Origin of the sequence: Bacillus sp. FSL K6-3176, from assembly GCF_038003325.1 — a bacterium.
Lineage (GTDB): Bacteria > Bacillota > Bacilli > Bacillales > Bacillaceae > Bacillus > Bacillus altitudinis.
In genome coordinates, this window is record NZ_JBBOOX010000001.1 from 262,124 (window position 1) to 284,792 (window position 22,669).

The 22,669-nt window shown below is 42.3% G+C and carries 22 protein-coding genes; 15 read left to right on the forward strand and 7 right to left on the reverse strand.

Annotation, left to right across the window (positions count from 1 at the left end):
• Nucleotides 1-3: 3 nt before the first annotated feature.
• Entirely contained in the window at nucleotides 4-942 is a 939-nt protein-coding gene (mmuM, locus tag MHB38_RS01470) for a homocysteine S-methyltransferase (protein WP_052320716.1), read from the reverse strand.
• A 336-nt stretch (nucleotides 943-1,278) separates the two neighbouring features.
• Here mmuM and MHB38_RS01475 point away from each other — a divergent pair, with 336 nt between their 5' ends.
• The 4 genes from MHB38_RS01475 (at nucleotide 1,279) to MHB38_RS01490 (ending at nucleotide 3,863) form a co-directional block, all read left to right on the forward strand.
• On the forward strand, nucleotides 1,279-2,109 hold the full coding sequence (locus MHB38_RS01475) for a YitT family protein (RefSeq protein WP_025206673.1): 831 nt from the start codon (nucleotides 1,279-1,281) through the stop codon (nucleotides 2,107-2,109).
• Between the two features lie 689 nt (nucleotides 2,110-2,798).
• Nucleotides 2,799-3,116 carry a PadR family transcriptional regulator gene (locus MHB38_RS01480; protein ID WP_136944898.1) on the forward strand — a complete coding sequence of 106 codons (318 nt, stop codon included), beginning with the start codon at nucleotides 2,799-2,801 and terminating at the stop codon, nucleotides 3,114-3,116.
• The gene (locus MHB38_RS01485; protein ID WP_283931208.1) at nucleotides 3,109-3,696 is read left to right on the forward strand and encodes a DUF1700 domain-containing protein; all 588 of its coding nucleotides are present in this window, start codon (nucleotides 3,109-3,111) and stop codon (nucleotides 3,694-3,696) included. The genes MHB38_RS01480 and MHB38_RS01485 overlap by 8 nt, the downstream gene beginning before the upstream one ends.
• Nucleotides 3,693-3,863, forward strand: a complete 171-nt coding sequence (locus tag MHB38_RS01490; RefSeq protein WP_341002126.1) for a hypothetical protein — start codon at nucleotides 3,693-3,695, stop codon at nucleotides 3,861-3,863. Before MHB38_RS01485 ends, MHB38_RS01490 begins: the two co-directional genes overlap by 4 nt.
• 13 nt (nucleotides 3,864-3,876) lie before the next feature.
• Here MHB38_RS01490 and MHB38_RS01495 read toward each other — a convergent pair whose 3' ends face one another.
• Nucleotides 3,877-5,094 (reverse strand): multidrug effflux MFS transporter, encoded by a 1,218-nt coding sequence (locus MHB38_RS01495; RefSeq protein ID WP_048001339.1) that lies wholly within the window; start codon nucleotides 5,092-5,094, stop codon nucleotides 3,877-3,879.
• Between the two features lie 211 nt (nucleotides 5,095-5,305).
• Between MHB38_RS01495 and MHB38_RS01500 the strand changes: the two genes are divergently transcribed.
• Nucleotides 5,306-5,842 (forward strand): GNAT family N-acetyltransferase, encoded by a 537-nt coding sequence (locus MHB38_RS01500; protein ID WP_008342165.1) that lies wholly within the window; start codon nucleotides 5,306-5,308, stop codon nucleotides 5,840-5,842.
• Between the two features lie 59 nt (nucleotides 5,843-5,901).
• Here the strand turns inward: MHB38_RS01500 and MHB38_RS01505 are convergent, their stop codons facing one another.
• Nucleotides 5,902-6,108: a hypothetical protein gene (locus MHB38_RS01505; protein ID WP_008342164.1), complete on the reverse strand. Its 207-nt coding sequence runs from the start codon at nucleotides 6,106-6,108 to the stop codon at nucleotides 5,902-5,904.
• Between the two features lie 114 nt (nucleotides 6,109-6,222).
• Here MHB38_RS01505 and MHB38_RS01510 point away from each other — a divergent pair, with 114 nt between their 5' ends.
• The gene (locus tag MHB38_RS01510; protein ID WP_341002128.1) at nucleotides 6,223-6,759 is read left to right on the forward strand and encodes a DUF402 domain-containing protein; all 537 of its coding nucleotides are present in this window, start codon (nucleotides 6,223-6,225) and stop codon (nucleotides 6,757-6,759) included.
• 37 nt (nucleotides 6,760-6,796) lie between these two features.
• On the opposite strand, the gene MHB38_RS01515 is transcribed toward MHB38_RS01510, so the two are convergent.
• Nucleotides 6,797-8,410: a S8 family peptidase gene (locus MHB38_RS01515; RefSeq protein ID WP_341002130.1), complete on the reverse strand. Its 1,614-nt coding sequence runs from the start codon at nucleotides 8,408-8,410 to the stop codon at nucleotides 6,797-6,799.
• 188 nt (nucleotides 8,411-8,598) lie between these two features.
• Here MHB38_RS01515 and MHB38_RS01520 point away from each other — a divergent pair, with 188 nt between their 5' ends.
• From MHB38_RS01520 to MHB38_RS01530, 3 genes are all read left to right on the forward strand, one after another.
• Nucleotides 8,599-10,083, forward strand: a complete 1,485-nt coding sequence (locus MHB38_RS01520) for an amidase (RefSeq protein ID WP_341002133.1) — start codon at nucleotides 8,599-8,601, stop codon at nucleotides 10,081-10,083.
• Between the two features lie 45 nt (nucleotides 10,084-10,128).
• Nucleotides 10,129-10,692, forward strand: a complete 564-nt coding sequence (locus tag MHB38_RS01525) for a TetR/AcrR family transcriptional regulator (RefSeq protein WP_039963234.1) — start codon at nucleotides 10,129-10,131, stop codon at nucleotides 10,690-10,692.
• A gap of 80 nt (nucleotides 10,693-10,772) precedes the next feature.
• Nucleotides 10,773-11,795 (forward strand): quercetin 2,3-dioxygenase, encoded by a 1,023-nt coding sequence (locus MHB38_RS01530; protein ID WP_098680970.1) that lies wholly within the window; start codon nucleotides 10,773-10,775, stop codon nucleotides 11,793-11,795.
• Nucleotides 11,796-12,071: 276 nt separating this feature from the next.
• Here the strand turns inward: MHB38_RS01530 and MHB38_RS01535 are convergent, their stop codons facing one another.
• Entirely contained in the window at nucleotides 12,072-12,509 is a 438-nt protein-coding gene (locus MHB38_RS01535) for a MarR family winged helix-turn-helix transcriptional regulator (protein ID WP_007498406.1), read from the reverse strand.
• A 262-nt stretch (nucleotides 12,510-12,771) separates the two neighbouring features.
• Here MHB38_RS01535 and MHB38_RS01540 point away from each other — a divergent pair, with 262 nt between their 5' ends.
• The 4 genes from MHB38_RS01540 to MHB38_RS01555 all read left to right on the forward strand — a co-directional run bounded on the left by MHB38_RS01540 (nucleotide 12,772) and on the right by MHB38_RS01555 (nucleotide 17,369).
• Entirely contained in the window at nucleotides 12,772-14,280 is a 1,509-nt protein-coding gene (locus MHB38_RS01540; protein ID WP_341002137.1) for a class I adenylate-forming enzyme family protein, read from the forward strand.
• A 67-nt stretch (nucleotides 14,281-14,347) separates the two neighbouring features.
• Nucleotides 14,348-15,730, forward strand: coding sequence for an amino acid permease (locus MHB38_RS01545; RefSeq protein WP_019743569.1), 1,383 nt, complete (start codon nucleotides 14,348-14,350; stop codon nucleotides 15,728-15,730).
• 100 nt (nucleotides 15,731-15,830) lie between these two features.
• Nucleotides 15,831-16,196, forward strand: a complete 366-nt coding sequence (locus MHB38_RS01550; RefSeq protein WP_008342155.1) for a VOC family protein — start codon at nucleotides 15,831-15,833, stop codon at nucleotides 16,194-16,196.
• A 312-nt stretch (nucleotides 16,197-16,508) separates the two neighbouring features.
• Nucleotides 16,509-17,369 carry an alpha/beta fold hydrolase gene (locus MHB38_RS01555; protein ID WP_206114171.1) on the forward strand — a complete coding sequence of 287 codons (861 nt, stop codon included), beginning with the start codon at nucleotides 16,509-16,511 and terminating at the stop codon, nucleotides 17,367-17,369.
• Between the two features lie 39 nt (nucleotides 17,370-17,408).
• Here MHB38_RS01555 and MHB38_RS01560 read toward each other — a convergent pair whose 3' ends face one another.
• The gene (locus tag MHB38_RS01560) at nucleotides 17,409-18,836 is read right to left on the reverse strand and encodes an alanine/glycine:cation symporter family protein (protein WP_017358609.1); all 1,428 of its coding nucleotides are present in this window, start codon (nucleotides 18,834-18,836) and stop codon (nucleotides 17,409-17,411) included.
• A 33-nt stretch (nucleotides 18,837-18,869) separates the two neighbouring features.
• Nucleotides 18,870-19,850, reverse strand: a complete 981-nt coding sequence (locus MHB38_RS01565) for a glutaminase (protein WP_017358608.1) — start codon at nucleotides 19,848-19,850, stop codon at nucleotides 18,870-18,872.
• Between the two features lie 516 nt (nucleotides 19,851-20,366).
• Here MHB38_RS01565 and MHB38_RS01570 point away from each other — a divergent pair.
• Entirely contained in the window at nucleotides 20,367-21,653 is a 1,287-nt protein-coding gene (locus MHB38_RS01570) for an ATP-binding protein (RefSeq protein ID WP_017358607.1), read from the forward strand.
• 4 nt (nucleotides 21,654-21,657) lie between these two features.
• A complete protein-coding gene (locus tag MHB38_RS01575) occupies nucleotides 21,658-22,596 on the forward strand; it encodes a response regulator (RefSeq protein WP_060832041.1) in 939 nt (312 codons plus the stop codon).
• Nucleotides 22,597-22,669: the final 73 nt, after the last annotated feature.

A 22,669-nucleotide genomic window follows, 5' to 3' on the forward strand; every position in this document is an offset into this window, starting at 1 on the left:
ATGCTACGATGTTGCCTGTTTTAAGATATCGGTAATATCCTCTGGTGTCGTCCGGCAGCAGCCGCCGATGATTTGTGCGCCGTCTTTATACCATTGCTGCGCACATTCACCAAATGTATGGTGAGACGTATCGCCGCTCCAAACCTTTTCTTCAGGGTCATATAATTCCCCTGAGTTCGGATACACGACAATCGGTTTGCTTGTCCCTTTTTTCATCTCCTGAATGAGAGAAGACATATATTGCGGCGGTGTACAGTTTACGCCAACAGCAGCGATCTGCTCATATGGTTCGAGTGCTTGTACACAGTCTCTCAGCAGATCCCCTTCACTAATATGCTTACCATCCTTTGCGCTAAACGTGATCCACGCATACACACCGCTGAACTCATCCTGCAGCAGTTTAGCGATAGCGATTGCTTCAATGAGACAAGGGATGGTTTCACAAGCGAGAATATCAGCACCAGCCTCTACCAATGCTTGAATTCTTGGTCTGTGAAAATCAATGAGCGCCTGCTCTGTGAGTCCGTAATTTCCCTTATATTCTGAACCGTCAGACAAATAAGCGCCGAAGGGCCCCACAGATCCAGCGACAAATGGTTTTGCCCGCTCTTTATGTTGTGTCTCATCCTGCCAAAACTGCTCGCATGCTTCTTTTGCTAACGTGACAGATCGTTTCATTAATTCGATGGCTTCTTCTTTTGTATAGCCTTTTTCAGCAAAGCCATCAATTGTCGTTTGGTAGCTGGCTGTTGTTGCACAGTCAGCACCTGCTTGGAAGTAGTCCAAGTGTACTTGCTGAATCAATTCTGGCTGTTCAATGAGGATTTTGGCTGACCATAAACTGTCGTTTAAATCACAGCCCTTTCGTTCAAGCTCTGTTGCAAGTGCACCATCTAAAATCAAAGGTGTGTGAGCCTGTAAACGGCTTTGAATAGGATTCATATAAATCAAACAGCCTCCTTTGTCGATCGGAAATAATGGATATGATATGAGGCAGTAGTTTAAATGACTAAAGTGTTTTTGTCAAGGAGAGGAATAAGCATCACATGACGGGAAAACCCTGATAACATGCGGGTTTGAGTGCATAAACATACAGTTGAAATAATAGAAAACCAAGTCATTGACAGCCTCTAAAAAGAGATATATATTATGGAAAGGTTCATTTCAGAAAGCTTCATCAAAAGGCGCCGTCTTTTGATTTTTATTTTGTCCAACGACTGTCTTCTTTCGTGCAGAAAGAGGGTTTTTTATATGCTTAAAAAAGGAGGAAAGAAGAAATTGAAAAAATGTGTAAAAGATATTGCAATGATTCTCGTTGGTTCTTTTTTATTTGCTGCAGCTGTGAACATGTTTGTCATTCCACTTGAGTTTGGTGAAGGTGGCGTAACGGGGCTGTCCATCATTTTCTACTATATGTTTGAGATTGCGCCATGGCTGACAAACCTTGTGTTGAATGCGATTTTATTACTTGTGGGGTATAAATACTTGGACAAGAAGACCACGATCTACACAGTGGTAGCTGTCGCAAGTAACTCTCTATTTTTACATTTGACCACTACATGGGTGGTGAATGTCCATGAATTGATCATTGGTTCTATTTTCGCAGGGATCATCATTGGTATTGGCATTGGTCTTGTTTTAAGAGCGGGCGGTACAACAGCGGGATCTGCCATTCTTGGCCGAATTGCGAATAAGTATCTAGACTGGAACGTGAGCTACGCCATCTTGTTCTTTGATCTGATCGTTGTTTTTGCTTCTTACTTTATTATTGGTGCGGAAAAATTAATGTTTACGATTGTGATGCTGTATGTGGCGACTAAGGTGATGGATTTCGTCATAGAAGGGCTTAACACGAAAAAAGCAGTGACGATTATTTCTTCATGCAAAGATGATATTGCCGAAGAAATCAATCATACCTTGGATCGAGGCGTGACCATTTTAAACGGTCGCGGTCATTATTCGAAGGAATCGAAGGAAATTCTCTATGCGGTCATTCAAAAACAGGAGCTTATGCGTTTAAAGAAAATCATTAAGAAAATTGATCGAGACGCATTCGTTGTTGTCCATGACGTGCGTGATGTGTTTGGAGAAGGATTTGTGAATATATAAAAAGTAAAAAAAGACACCTCCACTATAAAGTGGCGGTGTCTTTTCATATGTTGAGTGATCTTATGTTTAAGGGACTATTTTTTCAAGGTATCATCTTTCTTCTCGTTACTTTTCAGAACGAAAAAACGTATACACTCAGCAATGGCGGCTCCCACCACAAACAGGATGATGGGTGTAATGGTAAAAGGTTGTTTGAAGATGAACAAATACACGATATAACATAAAGTTAATGTAATAACTAACGTGAGGTAATTACTCCACATTTTTTTCAAGGTCATCAGCTCCTCGTTTTTTAAGGTTTACCATTATTCGGTATTGGTTGGGTTGAAAAGAACTAGCCACTTTCAGCCGTTCTCATCACTTTAATTCGAGTTGAGTGTTCGTAAAACTTAGTATGAAGTTCATAAGGATAAGCCATTGTGAATAAACTTCTTAATTCCATAAAATTCAGCTTATCCCTTTAAAATAAAGAGATTAAATGAGTTGTTTCCTATGATATTCGTTCCTGTGTATGTTTGTTGTCTACAATAGACACACGCTAGATTTATCTTGATCAGGTGAAGCCTTGAAGAAAGAGAAACTTCCTGTATGAATATTTATAGGGACGTTGAGAGTGAAAAGTTGCAAAAGATACCTCTTGTCACATTATACTATGTATTGTATAGTATAAATAGTTAGGAGTTGTAAACATGAATGCACAACTAAAAAAAGGATTACTGGAATTCTGTGTACTGGCGGTATTAAAGAAAGGCGATTCCTATGGTTATCAAATGATTAAAGATATGTCCCATTGTATTGAGATTTCAGAATCGACATTATATCCGATATTAAAGCGGTTAGAGCAAAACAATTATGTGGAGACCTATTCACAGGAACATAACAGTCGATTAAGAAAATACTACCGGATGACAAAAAGCGGCCGGGAGCATATGGCGCAGTTCTTAGCGGAATGGGATCAAGTGATGGCGATTTACGACTTTATTTCTGGAGGACAGAGCAATGAATAAAAAAGAATTTTTAGCCAGCTTGGAGAAGCACCTGCATCGTTTGGGCGAAAAAGAAAGTGGTCGGTTCATCGAGTATTACGATGAAATGATCGAGGATTATCAGGAAGATGGCTACAGTGAACAGGAAGCAGTTCATCAAGTCGGTCAGCCTGCCATTATTGCTGAAGGGATTCTGAAGGAACAAGGAATCAAAACCATTCAGGTGCCGACGTTTGGAGAAAAAGCCACAAGACTCTCCATCCTCATTTTAGGCTTTCCGTTATGGGGCAGTATTCTAGCAACAGTCTTCCTGCTGTTTCTTTCTGTGTATATGGTGATTTGGTGCATTCCACTCGTGACAGGTACAATGACGCTAGTTGGTCTGCTCGGCGGTTTTTGGAGCATCATTGGTTCACCGTTTATTTTTCAAGACGGTTTGCATGTGGTGGTGACGCAGATCGGAGTTGGTATTCTTCTATTAGGTGTCGGATTATTAAGTGGCATAGCCACGGCGTATTTGACTAAGCTATTTGTGCAAGGGACTGTTCAAACCACTAAGGCATTCATGGGAATGTTTAAAAAGAAGGTTGTGAGAGTATGAACGTGAATGATTTAAAAAAGCAATGCATCAAATGGGGGATCATCTTCACCGTTGCCGGAGGAATTGTCATGGCAATTGGTTTTGGACTTTCAGGCTTTGACCTAGATACATATCAAAATAATGACCAGTACAATGTGTTTCGCACGATCAATTGGAGCAAGCCATAAATGAAAGACCCGTTTATGCGGGTCTTTTTTTCGCTCTGGCAACAAAGAAAAAATAACAGCAGAGTGCGCCAAGGTCACAGAGCATAATAATCAGCCCCATTGGAAAGGCTGTTTGGCTTCCAGCTAAGCCGACAAGGGGTGTCATGCATGCGCCAAGAAGCATTTGTGCCACACCGATGAGGGCAGCGGCACTTCCAGCATGTGCACCGTGATGCTGCATCGCAAGAGAAGGAGCAGACGTGCCGACAATCCCAACGCTTGAGACCACAAAAAAGAGCGGGATGAGGATGCCATAAAGCCCTGCATCAATAGAGATCATCACACACAAGGTGACTCCCCCTAAAGCAGCTGTCAGCAGCCCGATGCGAAGGACTTTCTCCTCACCAATTTTCGCAGCAACGCGGGCAAATACTTGTCCGGCTGTGATGATGCCAAGACTATTCACCGCAAAGGCAGCACTGAAGCCTTGCGGAGAAAGGTTGAAAATCTCCTGCAATACAAACGGTGATCCAGAGATATACGCAAACATGGCGGCGAAGACAAGTCCTTGTGAGAGAGCATATCCGACAAAGAGTCGATCGCTCGCTAGAATTTTCATCGCACCTAGGATCTGTTTGAAGCCCCCAGTCTGTCTGCGTTCCACAGGTAAGCTTTCTTTCAATGAAAACATCGATCTTAGGAGCATGAGCGCCCCGAGGATTCCTAGCAGAACAAACACACCCTGCCACGTCGTGAACCGTAACATTTGTCCGCCCACGATCGGTGCCGCTGCTGGAGCCACTCCGTTGACTAGCATGAGCAAAGCAAAGAATTTCGTCATTTCTGAGCCTTCATAATGATCTCTCACGATGGCTCGTGCAATAACAATGCCTGCTGAACCAGCAAGTCCTTGAATCAGCCTTAAAAGAATGAATGTCCAAATTGATGTGACCACTGTACATAAAAGAGAGGCCGCAATAAAAATGATCAATCCAATCATGAGCGGCTTTCTTCTGCCGACTGTATCACTGATTGGACCTGCAATGAGCTGTCCAAGCGCAAGTCCAATCAAACAAGCCATGAGACTTAACTGAGACAGCGCCGTGCTTGCTTCAAAGTCACGGGCGATATTAGGTAAAGCAGGTAAATACATATCCATTGCCAGTGGTGCAAGGGCTGTTAAAGAGCCAAGAAGCGCGGCAAGGAGGAATCGATTTTTTTTCGATTCTTGGGGATAAGATAAAGAATTCATATGATGCCACTCCTCGTATATGTCCTCAAATCAGCATAATGAATCAAGCTTTCCATTTCAATCAAAATTTTCAAAGAAGTTTTCGTGCAAAATCATTGATCTTTCGAAGGAGACTCTTTACATTGAATGAGTAGAGAAAAGAATCAGATCATCGGCATGCAGTGATTGCATGATACGTATATCCATTCATAGACAAACAGGAGGTGCTGGCATGGAGCAGCAAGAGTTGATCATTCGTCAAGCGGTGAGTGAAGATCATGAGGCGATCACACATGTGCTGATCAAATCATACGCACAGTATGAGCCTCAATTTACAGAGGAAGGCTGGCAAAATTATTCTGCAGCACTGCGGGCGGCTGTAGATAACCCAAACATGGAGTTGATGCTTGTGGCCGAGCTTGAGGGCAAGGTCGTGGGGACCCTTCAAATGTTCCGATCATCAGAACAAGCATATGACAAGCCGGAGATGGGCATTACTTCAGCGATTGTCCGGTTTTTAGGGGTAGATCCTGATGTGAGAGGAAAAGGCATTGCAGAGTCATTGTTGCGTAAAAGTATAGAACTGACGCAATCGTGGGGCGAGAACGTCCTGTATCTTCATACATCGGATAAAATGCAGGCCGCCATTCGTTTATATGAAAGAATGGGCTTTGAACGGGCACTTGATAAAGAATTTGTGAATCAAAATGGGACGCATGTGAAGAGCTATCAGTATGTGATCAAAAAAGAACAGCCGGCTGGCTCATAATATACACCGAATAAGAAGAGGAAGAGTATGTCCTGCATGGACGGGACTCTTCCTTTTTCTCATGACACCCATACGTTCAGTGCCATATATGAAAAGCACCAAGAGATTAACCCGAACATGACAAAGAATTTCAACACATGTTCATAAGGGGTTAGCTTTCGATCTCTTTTCGTTTTCACAAGCCGCCAGTAAAGGGCATAACCACAAAAAACCAAGATGATTTGTCCGAGTTCTGCTACGGTTTCGATGATTGTGATTCCGTTCATTTGTTTTCATCTCACCATATGTCTTCCATAGGCAGCAGCAGTGAACCTTTATTTCTTCAAAAGAAAGCAGTGTATACTAGAATAAGAAGTAGATGTAGAAGGGGTTGTGACCGATTGTTTCCGCTATATGCAAATTCTTGGGATGACGTAATCGAGAGAAAAATCAAATACGATGATCAGGTTGTGGAACATACGTGTCAGCTGTTAGACGCACAGGAGCAGCAAGTCGTGTTGTTTCATAAAATTCAAGAACCATTTACAATGGTTGCTGGTGATGGCACTGTCACGATTCCAAAAGGGAGTTATACGACCGCCTATTATTGGACGGACCGGCCTTACAATGTCTATTTTTGGCGAGATGATCAAGGCAATGAACTTGGCTCTTATGTGAATATCGTCAGACATACATGGTTTGAAGAACGGGCGGTTGTTTTTGAAGATTTATTGATTGATCTACTCGTTCTTCCGAATGGTGATTTCTTTGTTTTGGATGAAGATGAACTGCCGGAGAGTTTAGCTTCCTTTGAGCAGGGCTCGGTTCATCGAACACTCCGTGATGTCATCCATTCGATAGCGCACATCCTCGATCAAGTGAGGCTGGATGCGAAAGGGAAATATCATCACACCCTGTTTCAGAAGATGTTGAAATAGAAAAAACGATTCCTTGCTGAAAGGAATCGTTTTTTTATCAAACCTTGATCCGGTTTAGTCGTTTTTGTAAATCAGTTTTTGTTTTAGATGCTTTTAGTTGTTTGACCGCACTTTGAGCGGTTGCTTTTGTTTTCTTTGTTCGTTTGGCTTCGGCTTTTTTGACTTTTTGTTTGGCATCTGTCACTTTCTTTTGATAGTCGACTTGTTTTTTGACTTTGTCGAGCCGGTTTTGCAGGCTTGTTTTTTCTTTGCCTTTGGATAGCTTTTTAATGGCCGTTTGGGCACTTTTAATCGAGCCTTGGGTTTTACTTTTTTCAGCTGATTTGACCTTCGCTCGTGCGTCACGAATATCAATGGCTGTTTGGACTTTTTTGACTCGGTCAGTGAGTGCGGTTTTTTGCTTGCTGGCAGTGAGTCTGCCAATTTTCGTTTTGGCTTGATCAACATCTGTCTGTTTTTTAGATGTTTCGGCTGTCTTGACTGCGCTTGTCGCAGCCTTTAAAAAGGTTGACTGCGGCACATATTGCACGCGGCCATAGCCGAATTGTGAATCTTTTCCTTTTGCGCCGAGATCGACTGTATAGCTGCGCAATAAAGTGCGGAGCTGAACATTTGTTTTCTTAGGATGTAGCTGTTTTAACAGCGCCAGCATCCCTGTGACATGCGGTGCCGCTTGTGATGTACCCGTGGCATACCAATATTCATTTTTCAAATAGGTACTGATGACGTTCTCGCCGGGAGCGGAAAATTCAATTCCTTTCCCCGTATTAGAGATGGAGGCGAGTTTGTCTTTGTCAGTCGTTGCGGAAACAGCAATGACGCTATTGTATGCGGCAGGATAGCTAATCCCATTCTTCTTTCCATCATTTCCACTTGCAGCAACGACCAGCAGTCCTTTTTTGTATGCTTCATCAACTGCTGAACGTAAAATCGGAATGTTATCTTCAAAAGCTAGACTTAGGTTGATGATGTCCATCTTATTGCTAATCGCCCAATCAATGCCTCGGAGCAGACTGTATAAGTCGCCCTCTCCTTTTTTATCTAATACTTTTACAGCATACAGCTTCACACCAGAAGCGACGCCGACCGTACCGTAATCATTATTGAGCGCCCCAATTGTACCGGCGACATGTGTTCCATGTCCTTCATCATCTTTGTAAGAAGACGTGTAATCGACGAATGATTTACCGCCGGCTACCTTTAAATCTTCATGTGGGAAAATACCAGTATCGAGAACGGCTACTTTCACATTTTTCCCTGTCACGCCTTCTTTGATTGCTTGCTTTACATTGAGCTTCTGCAAGTTATAAGATTTTTGTACCAAAGCATCCTGACCAGTAGCAGCAGCCGTTTTTTTTACGGTAGTAGCAGCGAGTTTGACCCTAACGTTTTTTGAAACATAAGCGATGTTCGGGTCTTTTTTAAGTGAGGTGACAGCTTGCTCATCTGCTGTCACTGCTACAGCTGGAAGATGTATGTATTGAGCGTTCACTTTTTCACTTTCTTGAATAGCCGTCTGTTTTCCTTTTTGATTTTTATAGACGATGATGACATCTGTTTCTTTTGGTGGTGCAGCTGCCTGCGAATGGAAGGGCAAAGCAGTTGTCAAAGCAAGAAGAAACGCGATGACCACGACGATTTTCTTTTTCAAGGCAATGGCTCCTTGCATATGAGGTGACCTCCGTCTTTTTTTCTTTATTATATCGGAGAAATAAGATGGATGGTTAGAAGAATCATAGTCTGGAAAGAAAGTTTTTTTCACACGTATCCCGAAATTGAATTTCATAGAATTCTAGTAGACAATAGAGAGATCATAATATGAGAAAGAAGGACATGCCGATGAATGTAAAAGAGTATATGACGTATGATGCGACGGGACTGGCGTCACTTGTGCAGAAAAAGCAGGTCACGCCCAAAGAGCTTGTACAAGCTGCATTTACTAGATTGGAAGAAGTGAATCCAGTACTAAATGCGGTGATTCAGACAAGGCGAGATCAAGTGTTCAAAGACATGAAGTCACTAGATGCGGATCAGCCGTTTGCTGGTGTTCCGTTTGTGTTGAAAAATATATCGCAGGGGCTGGAACATGAACCTTTGACGGCGGGTGCTTTGCTGTTAAAGGATGTAAAGGCGCAAACAGATTCCCACTTTGTCCGTCGATTGAAGCAGGCTGGGCTCCTCATGATCGGTCATACGAACACACCTGAATTCGGATTGCGAAATGTGACAGAACCCTTTTTATATGGTCCGACGAGAAACCCTTGGAATGCTGACTATTCTCCGGGCGGTTCAAGCGGCGGGACGGCAGCAGCTGTGGCAAGCGGCATCGTACCGGCGGGTGGAGCGAGTGATGGCGGAGGGTCTATTCGGATTCCGGCATCCTTTACTGGTTTATTTGGACTCAAGCCAACAAGGGGGAGAACACCGGTCGGCCCGGGTGCAGGAAGGCAGTGGCAAGGAGCTTCCATTGACTTTACGCTCACAAAAACAGTTCGAGACAGTGCAGCCCTGCTTGATTTGCTTCAAGTCATTCAGCCAGAGGCTGCGTTCCAAACGCCATTATATGACGGTAGCTATCAGGAGGATTTAGTGAAACGAACCTCTTCGATGCGAATTGCTTACAGTGTAGACTCTCCAGTAGGCACGAAGGTGAGTGAGGAAGCAAAGCAGGCAGTCTTGAACACAGTGAAATGGCTGAGTGAACAAGGGCATCAAATAGAGGAAGCGAAGCCGGACATTGATGGTGTCCATCTGATGCAGCAATATTATGTCATGAACAGCGGTGAAATGTCTGCCTTATTTACCTCTCTGGCTCGTTCATTCGGGCGTCCGGTGAAGCCTGAGGAGACAGATATTGTGGCATGGGTACTGGCGGAAGCAGGAAAAAATGTGACAGCTGCTGCTTATACAGAAAGTCTTGATGCATGGGATATGGCCGCTGCAAAAATGGTCGCATTTCATCAAACCTACGATCTATATGTGACCCCAGCTACTGCCTATTCGGCTCCAAAGGTTGGCGAGCTGATGCATAACGATCAAGAAATGGCTGCATTGTTACGTGTGTCATCCCTTTCAATGCAAGCACAGCAGGATCTGATTTATGAAATGTTCCTCAAGAGTTTGACCTACACACCATTTACACAGTTGGCTAACCTAACCGGCCAGCCATCTATGAGTGTGCCAGTTCATCTCACAGAAGCAGGCATGCCTTTAGGCGTACAGGTGACAGCACCGAAAGGAAAAGAGGACTGGCTGCTCAGACTGGCGTCAGAAATAGAATCATCCTCATTATGGAAAGGAACGCATCCATTACTGAATCAATAATACAATGGCATCGACGTTGGTCTATGGAGGAAAGGAGTGTCACACGTGAGTACGAAGGACAAAATCATTCAAACGGCCGCACTTCTTTTACGTAAACAGGGGTATCATGCGACAGGGTTGAATCAAATCATTCGAGAGAGCGGCACGCCGAAAGGATCTCTTTATTATTACTTTCCAAATGGAAAAGAAGAGCTAGCCATAGCAGCCGTTGAATATATTAGTCAAAGGGTCATCGATCAAATTGAAGCAAGCTTTGCCTATTCTGATGACCCATATGTCGCCGTCGATCATTTTATGACAAATATTATTCGGGGTTTTATGGAGCAAGAAAGTGAAAGAGGGATACCGATTGTCTTACTGGCGGCTGAGTCAAAACCTGAACATACAAAACTTCATGCTGCATGCAAACAAGAAATGATCCGCTGGCAAGAGCTTGTCAAAGAAAAGCTGATGAATAGCGGATATGATGAAATAAAAGCGGATGAGCGGGCATCTCTCCTTCATTCAATGGTCATCGGCGGATTATCAATGACTACTGCATTAAAGCAAACGACACCTTTAGAGCACGTAAAATGTTACCTTAGACACTTATTTATGCGAGAAGAGTAAAATCTCTCGCATATTGCCTATCTATTATATCAATTGGTCTATATAATAAAGATAGTCAATTAGTCATGAGGAGTGATGGGATGTCGGAGCAACCACAATCGATCAAGCAATCCGAAGATACCTCTTTTTATACCGTGTCCGGTTCGGGGGAGCTGTATGGTTTGGAAAATCAGCTTGTACATGTGTTGGCAGAAGCAAATCAAACAAATCAACTGTTTGAGCTTGTCTTAATCACAGGTGGGAAAGGTGCTTACTTTCCGCTGCATTGTCATGAGACGCTATTTGAAACCATCTTTGTGCTGGAAGGGAAGCTGGAAGTGATACTGGACGGTAAAAAGTATATGGTGACGGCCTGCGATTATATTCATATTCCGCCCAAAACAATTCATGGCTATAGAATGCATAGTCACAAAACAAGGTTTATTTCTTATACACTGGGCGGGCAAATGACAGATGTCTATCAGCAAATCGGAAAGAGGCTGTTGCAGAATGAATGGCCGATGACTGATCACCCATTTGATGCAGACAGCTTTCATCAGGCTGAAAAAGAAAGCGATATCATGTTGATGCACGGCATTAGGGAGCTATCCAATACAACCAAGCCAGCTGTTTTGTTTCATAGTCAGCTCCCGCGCGCAGTGCAGCCATATGTGCTGGAGGCTGGTGAAGGAAAGCAATACATGGTCGAAGGTCAGCTTCATGAGCTGATTGCGACAACGGAAACAACAGGAGATGGATTTAGTTATTTTGTGATTGAAGGGACAAAGGGAAAAGGGTTACGTTCGCATTATCATGAAATGCATACAGAAGCACTTTATTGTGTTGAAGGCAGAATAAATCTTCAGTTAAACGGAGAAAATATTTGCTTGATGCCGGGGGATTTTGCCTATATTCCTCCGAATACCGTTCACTCGTATGAATTCGTGTCTCATTCAAATAAAATGTTGGTTTTGCTGCTACCTGGCTATATTGAGCAAGTGTTTGAACAATTTGAAGAAGCACAAAGTCCAGGAATGTGCCCTTATTTTATACAGGAAGGGAACATGATGGAGGGTGGGGAGACCTCTACTCAGTATGATTTGGTGTTTGTCGAAGATAAATAGCTGTGTAACGCGTTACACAGATTTGAATAAACAGCCTGTCGAATCAATCGGCGGGTTATTTTATTTCCCTTATGGAACAGCATCCCTATTTACATGCATGAACCCTCGCATTCGGTTCAGTCCTGCGTGCTGGTGCTCATTAATGTCACATTCACTCCGCGCCAGTACGCGTCCTTCCTAGACTGCAAAGGTTTTCTATCACGCTAAAAGAAAACAAAGGGCTAAAATAAAGTTCATTTTAGCCCTTTGTCAAAAATCTGAGGCTTAGGATAATTCCTAAGCCTTTAATGTGCGCTCGTCCATCATTTTTTCGATTAATTCAAAAAATGTTTTTTTATCTTCTTCTGATAGGTGATTGAACAGTTGATTGACAAGCAGCTGACGATTGTCGATCATTTGTCTGGCGATTTGTTCACCTGATTCAGAGAGTGTAATCCATACCGTACGGCGGTCATTGTTATTTCTAGAGCGGATAATCAGCCCTTCATCTTCTAAGTGATTGAGAGCGGTTGTTGTTGCGGAGGGAGATAATGAAACTTCCTGCAGAATATTTTTCACAGTACATGATTGATGGCGGTAGATGATGCGTAAAATAAACCCTTTTACATTCGTGACGTTTTTCGGGATATTCTCTTCATCTATTCGTTTCGTCGCCTTTAAATACTTTGTCAGTGCATGGTCTAACAAACTTGCCTCTAGCTCGAAATGTTGCATTCTCCATACCTCTTTTCCTATTGCATTCGCATTTTCCGATCAATTACTAGGTCTATCTTATCATAATAAGCATCATCATTTAAACCAAAATGGAAGACGGCTATAAAATTACCTATATTATCAATTAATAAAAGGAACAATTCCAAAATGAAATGATTTTACTTTCACCTCTTTTTATTTTAGAATGTGAATGAGATAAAATCTGCCAATCCAATTCACTGGAAATTGGCTATTGGACATCAAACGTTTGGAGATGAAGATATTGAATACTTTACAGGCATTACTAAACGACAGAATGGAACGCTCTTCACAAATTGAAGCGGTAACTGGCGGAGGTGTGTCTTATACATTTGAAGAATATGCAAAACGCATTGATCAGCTGGCACATTACTTACACCGTAAAGGAATTCGAAAAGGTGACCGGGTGTGCTTTATTTGTCAAAACCATCATCACTTTTCTACGATTATGCTGGCAGCCATTAAAGCAGGTGCAGTCGCCGTACCGCTTAGCTGGCAGCTTACCTCTTTTGAGCTAGAAGGTATCTTGAAAAAAGCAGAGCCAAAGGCTTTATTTTTTGACCGTGAATTCCGTGACATCATTGCGGCAGTGAATGTGTCTTTAGAAGATTGTCTCATGGTGGAATCTGGTGTCAATGCGAAAACAACACAGCTGTTTGAAGACATATTGGCGTCTAATGATGGAAGTGATCTTGCTGAAGAGGTATCAGAAGAGGATTTGGCCATGATTTTATTCACTTCAGGTACAACAGGCAATCCAAAAGGTTGTATGGTCGGACATGGGCGAATCTATCAATTTTTAACAAGACAAGGGAACCGAGGATTTGATCTGAAAGGAAAACGATACTTGGCAAGTCATCCGCTGTATCATATGAGTTCAATTAATCACCTGATTGCAGCTGCAATTGAAGGGTATACGTTAGTCTTCTTACATGATGCAACGCCGAAACGCATTTTAGAAACAATTGAGAAAGAAAGAATTACGTTTATGATGGCTTTCCCATCAGCTTACACGTACATGCTAGAAGAAATGAAGCGCGGTTCTTACGATCTCTCATCTTTTGAAATTGCAATTTCTGGCGGTACGAAGGTACCGGTACGCTTAATTAAAGATTACAAAGAAGTAGGCATTCAGATGATGCATGGCTATGGAAGTACGGAAGCGTGGGTTGTGAGTGCGTGGCATCCAGCGATGGGCGAGGATAAAATGGGCTCTGCTGGTAAAGTGGATCCGGATGTAGAAGTCAAAATCGTGCATCCTGAGACAGAGGAGGCGGTGCCAGCTGGAGAAATTGGCGAGGTCGTCATGAGAAGCCCATTTTATTTCTTAGGCTACTATCATCAACCTGAAGCGACAGAGAAAGTGCTCAAAGATGGCTGGTTCCATATGGGGGATGCAGGCTATCTGGATGAAGACGGTTTTCTTTACATCACAGGGAGATACAAAGATGTGATTCTATACGGTGGGGATAATATTTATCCTGACCAAGTGGAAGAGGTCATTGATCAAATTCCAGGTGTAATTGAATCTGCTGTCATTGGGGTACCAGATGACTTATATGGTGAAGTACCAAGTGCGTATATCGTAAAAGACGAATCTGTCGATTTCTGCGAAGAAGATGTGTTGAATTACTGCAAGGAACGTTTAGCAGATTACAAAGTGCCTTCCATTCATTTCACGCAGGATCTGCCAAAAAATAAACTTGGTAAAATCATGAAGAAAGATTTACGTGAATTGGTTGTGAATGCGTAGGACCTATTCTGCTATAATGAAATTTGAATGATTTTTTTGTTTTTCTAACGTTTTGGAGGGAAAGGGTTTGCGACATATACTTCGTAAGAAACACATTCACGATTTGTTAGAACAGAGCAGACAGCAAAAGGTAAAGAAAACACTGGGCGGGCTCGATCTCACGCTCCTTGGCATAGGGGCTGTGATTGGGACGGGGGTCATGGTGTTAACCGGAATTACAGCAGCTAAGGATGCAGGACCGGCTGTTATTTTCTCCTTTGCGATCGCAGCGATTGTGTGCAGTTTAGCAGCACTTTGTTATGCAGAAATGGCTTCCGCGCTGCCTGTGTTCGGCAGTGCGTACATTTATTCATATACCACAATGGGTGAACTCGTAGGTCATCTCATGGGATGGACGTTATTATCTGTTTATATGCTGACTGCTTCAGCTGTAGCGAGTGGCTGGTCGAGTTATTTTAACAGCCTGCTGGAGGGGTTTGGAATCTCAATTCCACATCAATTTTTAGCTGGTCCAGAACAAGGCGGATATATGAATTTGCCAGCAATTATCATTGCTTTACTCATTGCGTGGATCCTATCTAGAGGAACGAAAGAAAGTAAAAAATTCAATAATATCATGGTGTTTGTGAAACTTGGCATTATTGTTCTTTTCATTGTAGTAGGTGGTTTTTATGTAGAGCCAGCCAATTGGCAGCCGTTCATGCCGTTTGGTACGGAAGGGATTATTGCTGGAGCCGCTGCTGTGTTTTTTGCCTTTTTAGGATTCGATGCCATTTCGGCTTCTGCAGAAGAGGTGAAAAATCCACAGCGGAACCTGCCAATTGGCATTATTGGTTCATTGCTCATTTGTACGATCATTTATATTGTCGTTTGTTTGGTCATGACAGGCATGGTGCACTATACGAAGTTGAATGTGACAGAGGCAATGTCTTATGTACTGCAAAGTGTCCATCAACATAGCGTGGCTGGTATTATTTCTGTCGGTGCTGTGATTGGATTGATGGCTGTGATTTTCGCCAATAATTATGCGGCAACTCGAATTGCTTTTGCGATGGGGCGGGACGGGCTTTTGCCTAAAGTGTTTTCAAAAACAAACAAAAGTGATACACCTGTTGCAAGTATATGGGTGATTGGCGGAATGACAGCTGTTATTTCAGGGTTTATTGATTTGAAGGATCTGTCCAACCTAGCCAATATCGGTGCATTATTAACGTTTGCGATGGTGAGTTTATCCGTACTCATTTTGAGAAAGACACATAAACAGCTGGAAAGGGGATTCCGGGTTCCGTTTGTACCGGTTTTGCCAATTATCTCGATGGGCTGTTGTGTGTTTCTGATGCTCAATTTACCAGGCCGGACATGGCTGTACTTCGGGGTTTGGCTGATTATCGGTGTCGTCATGTACGCAGCGTATTCTAACAAACACAGTGAATTAGCGAAATCTGCTTAAGAAAAAGGTGCAAATCCGTTGACGATTTGTGCCTTTTTTCATACGATTTGGGATAAGCTATATAAGAGATAATGAACGGAACAAGAGGAGGATGAGGGAAATGATCAGCGTTAGTCCTTATATTGTCGTAGAAGATGTCAAAGAATCTCTTCAATATTATCAAGGAATTTTTGGCGGAGATATTCGTATCTTAAATGAACATCAAGACCGTGTATTGCATGCTGAGCTGCACCTTGGAGAATCACTGCTCCACTTTTCAGATACATTTGGTCGCACACCAAAACCGGAGAATCTTCGATTGATCATGCAGTTTGACAATGAGGAAGAGTTAAAGGCTGTATACGAGGCGCTTGAAGCTGATGGAGATGTCCTTGTAGAATTACAGGATACGTTCTTTGGCGCACTTCATGGACAAGTACAAGATCGGAAGAATGGTCTGATATGGGTGCTGAATTATATGAAATAAATAAAGACCTTCACTCTTGTGAAGGTTTCAGCGTGTAGACAAACCCTCGCATTCGGTGTCAGTCCTGCGTGCTGGTGCTCACGAATGTGAAATTCGCTCCGCGCCAGTACTCGTCCTTCCTAGACTTCAAAGGTTTTCTATCACGCTGAAAAGAAGACAAAGGGCTAAAATCAAGTTCATTTTAGCCCTTTGTCAACAATCTGAGACCTTCACCCTTGTGAAGGTTTTTTTGTGAGTGTTTTTATTTTCTGAAAAATGGAAAATATGCTATGTTGGAAGAATGATAAGACATGGGGAAAGGGTGGAAAAGGAATGGATCAAATTGAGTTTCAATATATTCAAACAAACGGCATAAAGCTCCATACAGCAATGGCTGGTCCTGAAGATGGCCCACTGCTGGTTCTGCTGCATGGATTTCCTGAGTTTTGGTATGGTTGGAAAAATCAAATCCGCCCCCTGGCTGAGGCAGGGTATCGTGTCGTTGTTCCTGATCAAAGGGGATACCATCTGAGTGACAAACCAGAAGGAGTCGAATCATACGTCTTAGACAAATTAAGAGATGATATCGTGGGATTAATTAAGGCGCTGAGCCCAAATCAAAAGGCTATTGTCGGCGGACATGATTGGGGCGGAGCTGTTGCTTGGCATCTTGCTTCAACCCGTTCTCAATATGTAGAAAAATTAATCATCGTCAACATGCCGCATCCTCGTGTGATGATGAAGGTCCTTCCGTTTTATCCGCCGCAGTGGAAGAAGAGCTCTTATATCGCATTCTTTCAGCTTCCAAATGTACCAGAGGCAGCCCTTCAAGAAAATCACTTTCAAAGACTGGATGAAGCCATTGGACTATCTGCTAGACCTCATTTGTTTACAAAAGAAGATGTCTCAAGCTATAAGTTGGCATGGACGCAGCCTGGAGCCATTACGTCCATGTTGAATTGGTATAGAGCGATTAAAAAAGGCGGCTTTGAAAAACCGATTTCCAAACGAATTCTCGTGCCTGTCCGAATGATTTGGGGAATGGAGGACAAGTTTCTAAGCAGAAAGCTCGCAAAAGAAACGATCAAAATTTGCCCAAATGGACAGCTGATTTTTGTCGATGATGCCACCCATTGGATCAATCATGAAAAGCCAGATGTCGTGAATAAGCTCATACTCGAATTTTTAACATAAAGAAATAAGCTCTGATCATATGACCAGAGCTTATTTGTTTTATCCGATTTGATTCTTTTTCAAGGAAACAGGTTCGTCGTCCCAGCATTCAATCTCTTCATTGTTTGGAACAGCGTTTTTATAGAAAACAGGATCTTTGCCTTCTTTTTTCTGTCTCATGTAATCCTTCAGTGCTGCAAAGGCGACTTTGGACAACATGGTAATGGCAATGAGGTTGACGATGACCATGAGACCCATGAATAAGTCGGCTAGACCCCAAACGAGAGGAACAGTCGCAACAGCTCCGAAAAGAACCATGCCAATGACAGCCACACGATAGATGTTGAGCCAAATTTTATTCGCTCCCAAGAACTCAATGTTCGTTTCACCATAGTAATAGTTACCAATTAACGTACTAAAAGCGAATAAGAAAATCATGATCGCCAGGAATCCAGAAGCCCAAGGCCCAATGTGCTGGCTTAATGAAGCCTGAGTTAGCTCAATTCCTTCCAGATTGGTTGTTTTATACGCATCAGAGAACAGAACAAGAAAGGCTGTGCTTGTACAAATAATTAACGTATCTGTTAACACACCAAATGCTTGGATTAATCCTTGTTTGACGGGGTGGCTCGTGACAGCAGTTGCTGCTGCGTTAGGGGCACTACCCATACCGGCTTCGTTTGAGAAGAGACCGCGTTTAATCCCTTGTAACAATGCTCCACCTAATGTACCGCCGGCAAACTGTTCAAATCCGAAAGCGTGCTTCACAATCGTACTGATGACACCTGGTAGTTCAGTGATATTTGTGATAATCACAAAGAAAGCAATCCCGATGTAAGCAACGGCAAGAAAAACGACAATATATTCAGATGCTTTTGCAATCGCTTTGATCCCTTTGAAAATAATGAACGCAAAAATAACAGCCATAACGATTCCGACAGTTAAACGATCTAGGCCAAAAGAGTTTTTAAAAGCGACGGTGATTGTATTTGATTGCACGGCGTTAAAGACAATCCCAAAAGAGATCGTGATCAGGATGGCAAATAAAATCCCCATCCAGCGCTTATTTAATCCTTTTTCCATGTAATAAGCAGGTCCACCGCGGAATCCTGTTTTATCTTTTACTTTATACACCTGAGCTAGTGTACTTTCAACAAAGCTTGAAGCAGAACCGATAATCGCTACGATCCACATCCAGAAGATTGCGCCAGGTCCACCGATCGCAATAGCGATGGCAATCCCTGTGATATTCCCTGTTCCGACACGTGCTGCCATACTGATGGCAAATGCTTGGAACGGTGAGATTCCCTCTTTTTCTTTTCTTCCTTCTTTTAGAACACGCAGCATTTCTTTCAGCATTCTGACTTGCAGGAAGCGTGATCTATATGTGAAGTAGACCCCTACTCCAAGTAACAGAGCAATGATTAGATAAGTCCAAATAAAATCATTTGTAGTTGTTAAATAAGATAGCAAAGCTTTTTCGTTCATAACATCACCTCTTCGATTTCATCACTGTTCTCTTTAAAAAATACTGAGATCCCACTCTTTGGCGAGTTTCTTCAGCATCATGACACCGGTAATACTATTTCCACAATCGTCAATGGCAGGACCATAAATGCCGATACCGCAGCCTGTCTGAAATGGGAATTCTCTTCTTGCGCTTGGCGGAACGCAAGCCATGATTCCTCCAGACACACCACTTTTGGCTGGAACGCCTACGAAAGCAGCAAAATTACCAGACGCATTGTACATGCCGCATGTCAGCATCAATGCCTTTGTTAGTCTTGCGATATCTTTTGGGATGACTTGGACTTGTTTAAAGGGATGGTAGCCATCACTTGAAATAATCAGTCCAATCAAGGCGATGTCCTCTGTTGTAACCTCAATGGAACATTGCTTTAAATACACTTCTAACGTGTCCTCGACATCTGATTCTAAGTAATTGGTTTCTTTTAAATAATAAGCAAGTGCCCGGTTGCGGTGTGCAGTTGCCCATTCTGATTGATAAACTTCTTCATTAACAGAAGGACGCTTACCTATTAAGTTTTCGATTAAATCGAAAATATATGCTAGCTTTTCTGTAGAAGTCTTTCCAGGAAGGATGGAGGATACGGTAATAGCTCCAGCATTAATCATTGGATTAAAGGGCTTCCCTGGTTTATGCATCTCAAGGCGGTAGATGGAATTAAATGCATCACCAGTTGGCTCTACATCTACCCGATCCAAGACGTACGGAACGCCTCTTCCTAAACAGGCAGCTATAAAGCTGATGACTTTTGAGATACTTTGCAGGGTAAAGGGAACGTCCCAATCACCAAAACGTACAGATGATCCATCTGGGCCTATCACGCTGATACCAAGTTGAGAGGAATTTACTTTTCCGAGTGCTGGAATGTAGCCAGCGTTCTGCCCGTTTTTGTAATACGGACGTATTTCTTCTGCCCATTGATCAACAGAAGACTGGCATGCGTGTTGTGTATTATTAGAAATTGCTGTTTTCATACGATTCCTCCAATCAAAAATCAAAAAGTACCCTATTGAATTGGCGGATGACAAAAAATGCGATCAAATAGGCACGAAAACATGTTACACATCTTCAAAGAACTTGTCATGCGCTGCTTGTACCACTCCTTTACACCTAAATATATGTTCAAATGAAGGCTTTGGCGGCGAAACAACAAAAAGGGTTTTTAGTGAAAATTCAGAAAACGCTTACATATAGTTTCACTAAAATTGTTCATTCAATTTATCTTGGAAACTACACAATCTGACGAAAATCTACAGAAAAACTTACAAATAAAAATCAGTCCGTATGCAATTGTCTAAACAATTCCCATTATTGTAGACAATCTCCAAATGTAGAATAGCTGAAAGGTCACCATGCCTTCTCGGAGAATAGTCATAAAAAATGATTTTGAAGAGAGAAGAAGCCGTGAAAATAATTTTTTTGCTCATTGTGAAGCAAAGAGTCTCCTTGTATACTGTGGCTATGTAAACAGGGGAAGGGATGTCAGTCATTTGAGTTTAAACCAGCTTGTCAAAAAAGACGCATTTATTTTGATTTTTATGATCGTCATTGTGCCGCTTGCGGGAGAGCTGAAGTTTTATCCTGTGAATGAAACATTTCGTATTAGTTTTGGGGCACCTGCGTTTTTCTTTTGCTTATTACTTTTAAGAAAATCAAGACCATTGCTGCCAGGTTTTTTAACAGGCGCAGCCATTGTCCTATTTCGGGTAGGTTTAGATCTTATTCAGCAAAAAGCTGATCTGGCTCTGTCATTTTATCAGCAGTTTCCGAGCTTCTTTTTTTACTTTACTTATGCTTTTCTTTTCTTTGTTGTCCGTACAGGACGTTTTAAGCAGCGTTCCATTTTTATTGGGCTGATCGGACTGATGATTGAACTGCTTGCTGATTTTGTTGAGCTGTTTGTACAATTTTTAGTGTTTGATACAACCATGACTTTCTCAAAGCTGAGTGATATGATCCTCATTGCATTTGCTCACAGCTTCGTGGTCATCAGCTTTTTTAATATGATGAGGCTGTATGAGGCACAATCAAGAGAGAAACAAATCATGAAGCAAAATGAGCATATGATGATGGTCATTTCAAATTTATATGAGGAAACAGTTCATTTAAAGAAAACGTTAAATCATACAGAGCACATAACGCAAGAATCCTATCGGCTCTATCGTCTGCTGAATGAACATGAGGCAGGAAAGAAAGTGAGTCAGGAGCTGCTCAAGCTTGCAGGGGAAATACATGAAGTCAAAAAGGACAATCAGCGTATTTACGCTGGGCTTTCAAAGCTAATTTCCAAGGAGAATATGCAAGATTATATGAGGGCAGAGGATCTTGTTCAAATCGTGATTCGCATTCAAGAGAAATATGCGCTATCTCTCGGGAAGAACATTTCCTTTACATCTGATATAAAAGGCATTCACTTGCATGAGTATCATGTGTTCATTTTCTTATCGCTGATTAATAATTTAATGGCAAATGCAGTTGAAGCAATCAAGGATGATGGAGCCATCTCACTCGTATTAAAAGGGAGTCATGATAAAATAGAGATTCGGGTTGAGGATGATGGACCGGGTATTCCTGAGAAATTGAGAGAGATTGTATTTGATCCTGGATATACCTCAAAATTTGATGCATATGGAACACCGTCAACTGGGATTGGCTTATCCTATGTGAGAGAGCTGGTTCAAGAGCTGGACGGTCAAATCCAGATTGAGCAAAAAGAAACGAAAGGAACAGCTTTTCAGCTTGTCCTTCCGATAAAAAATTTAATACAGAGAGGGTGAGTGTATGCGATTTTTCATTGCAGATGATGATCGTGCAATACGCTCGATTTTAGGTCAGATCATTGAGGATGAGGATCTAGGAGAGGTCGTGGATGAAGCTGATGACGGCATAGGATTAGAAGCGCATTCATTGAACCTGAAAAAAGTAGACATCCTTCTGATTGATCTTTTAATGCCAGCTAGAGACGGCATTCAAACCATACGTCATATTCACCCTGAATTCAAAGGAAAGGTCATCATGATATCTCAAGTAGAAGCAAAAGAGATGATGGCAGAAGCCTATGAACTTGGAATTGAATATTATATTCATAAACCCGTCAATCGAATTGAGATTGTCAGTGTCATTCGAAAGGTCATGGAGCGGATCAAGCTCGAAAAATCAATTTACGATATTCAAGCTTCTCTTCGGCATGTGCTGCCATTAGAGCCAGTGCTTTCTCATGAGACAGGTACTGGATCAAAGCGAAGAACGATGAAAGAGGCAGGGGAATTCCTCCTATCTGAATTAGGAATTGTCGGAGAGAGTGGCTCTAAGGATTTACTAGAGATCTTGATCTACTTACATGAAACGCAGACAGCCAATTCTCATGAGGTGAATTTTCCGCCATTAAAGCAGCTATTTATCAAAACGGCGGAACGAAAGCTTGGTCGTGGTGCGTCGGATGTGGAAGTAATGCGGGAAGTGAAAGCAGCAGAGCAGCGAATTAGACGAGCCATCCATCATTCCTTAAATCATTTCGCATCACTTGGGCTCACAGATTTTTCAAATCCTAAATTTGAGCACTATGCGTCGAAGTTTTTTGATTTCACTGATGTCAGCCAAAGAATGAAAGAAATGCAGAAGACTTCTTCATCTGCAGGGTCAACAGGCAGAGTCAATACGAAAAAGTTCGTGCAAATCTTTTATTTTGAAGCAAAGCAGCTATTCGAAGGGATGAGCTGAGGGAAATCTATTGGAATGATTGGAGAAAATAAACAGAGACAGAGTGCTTTTGACTATGAGCCGCCTTGCTCTT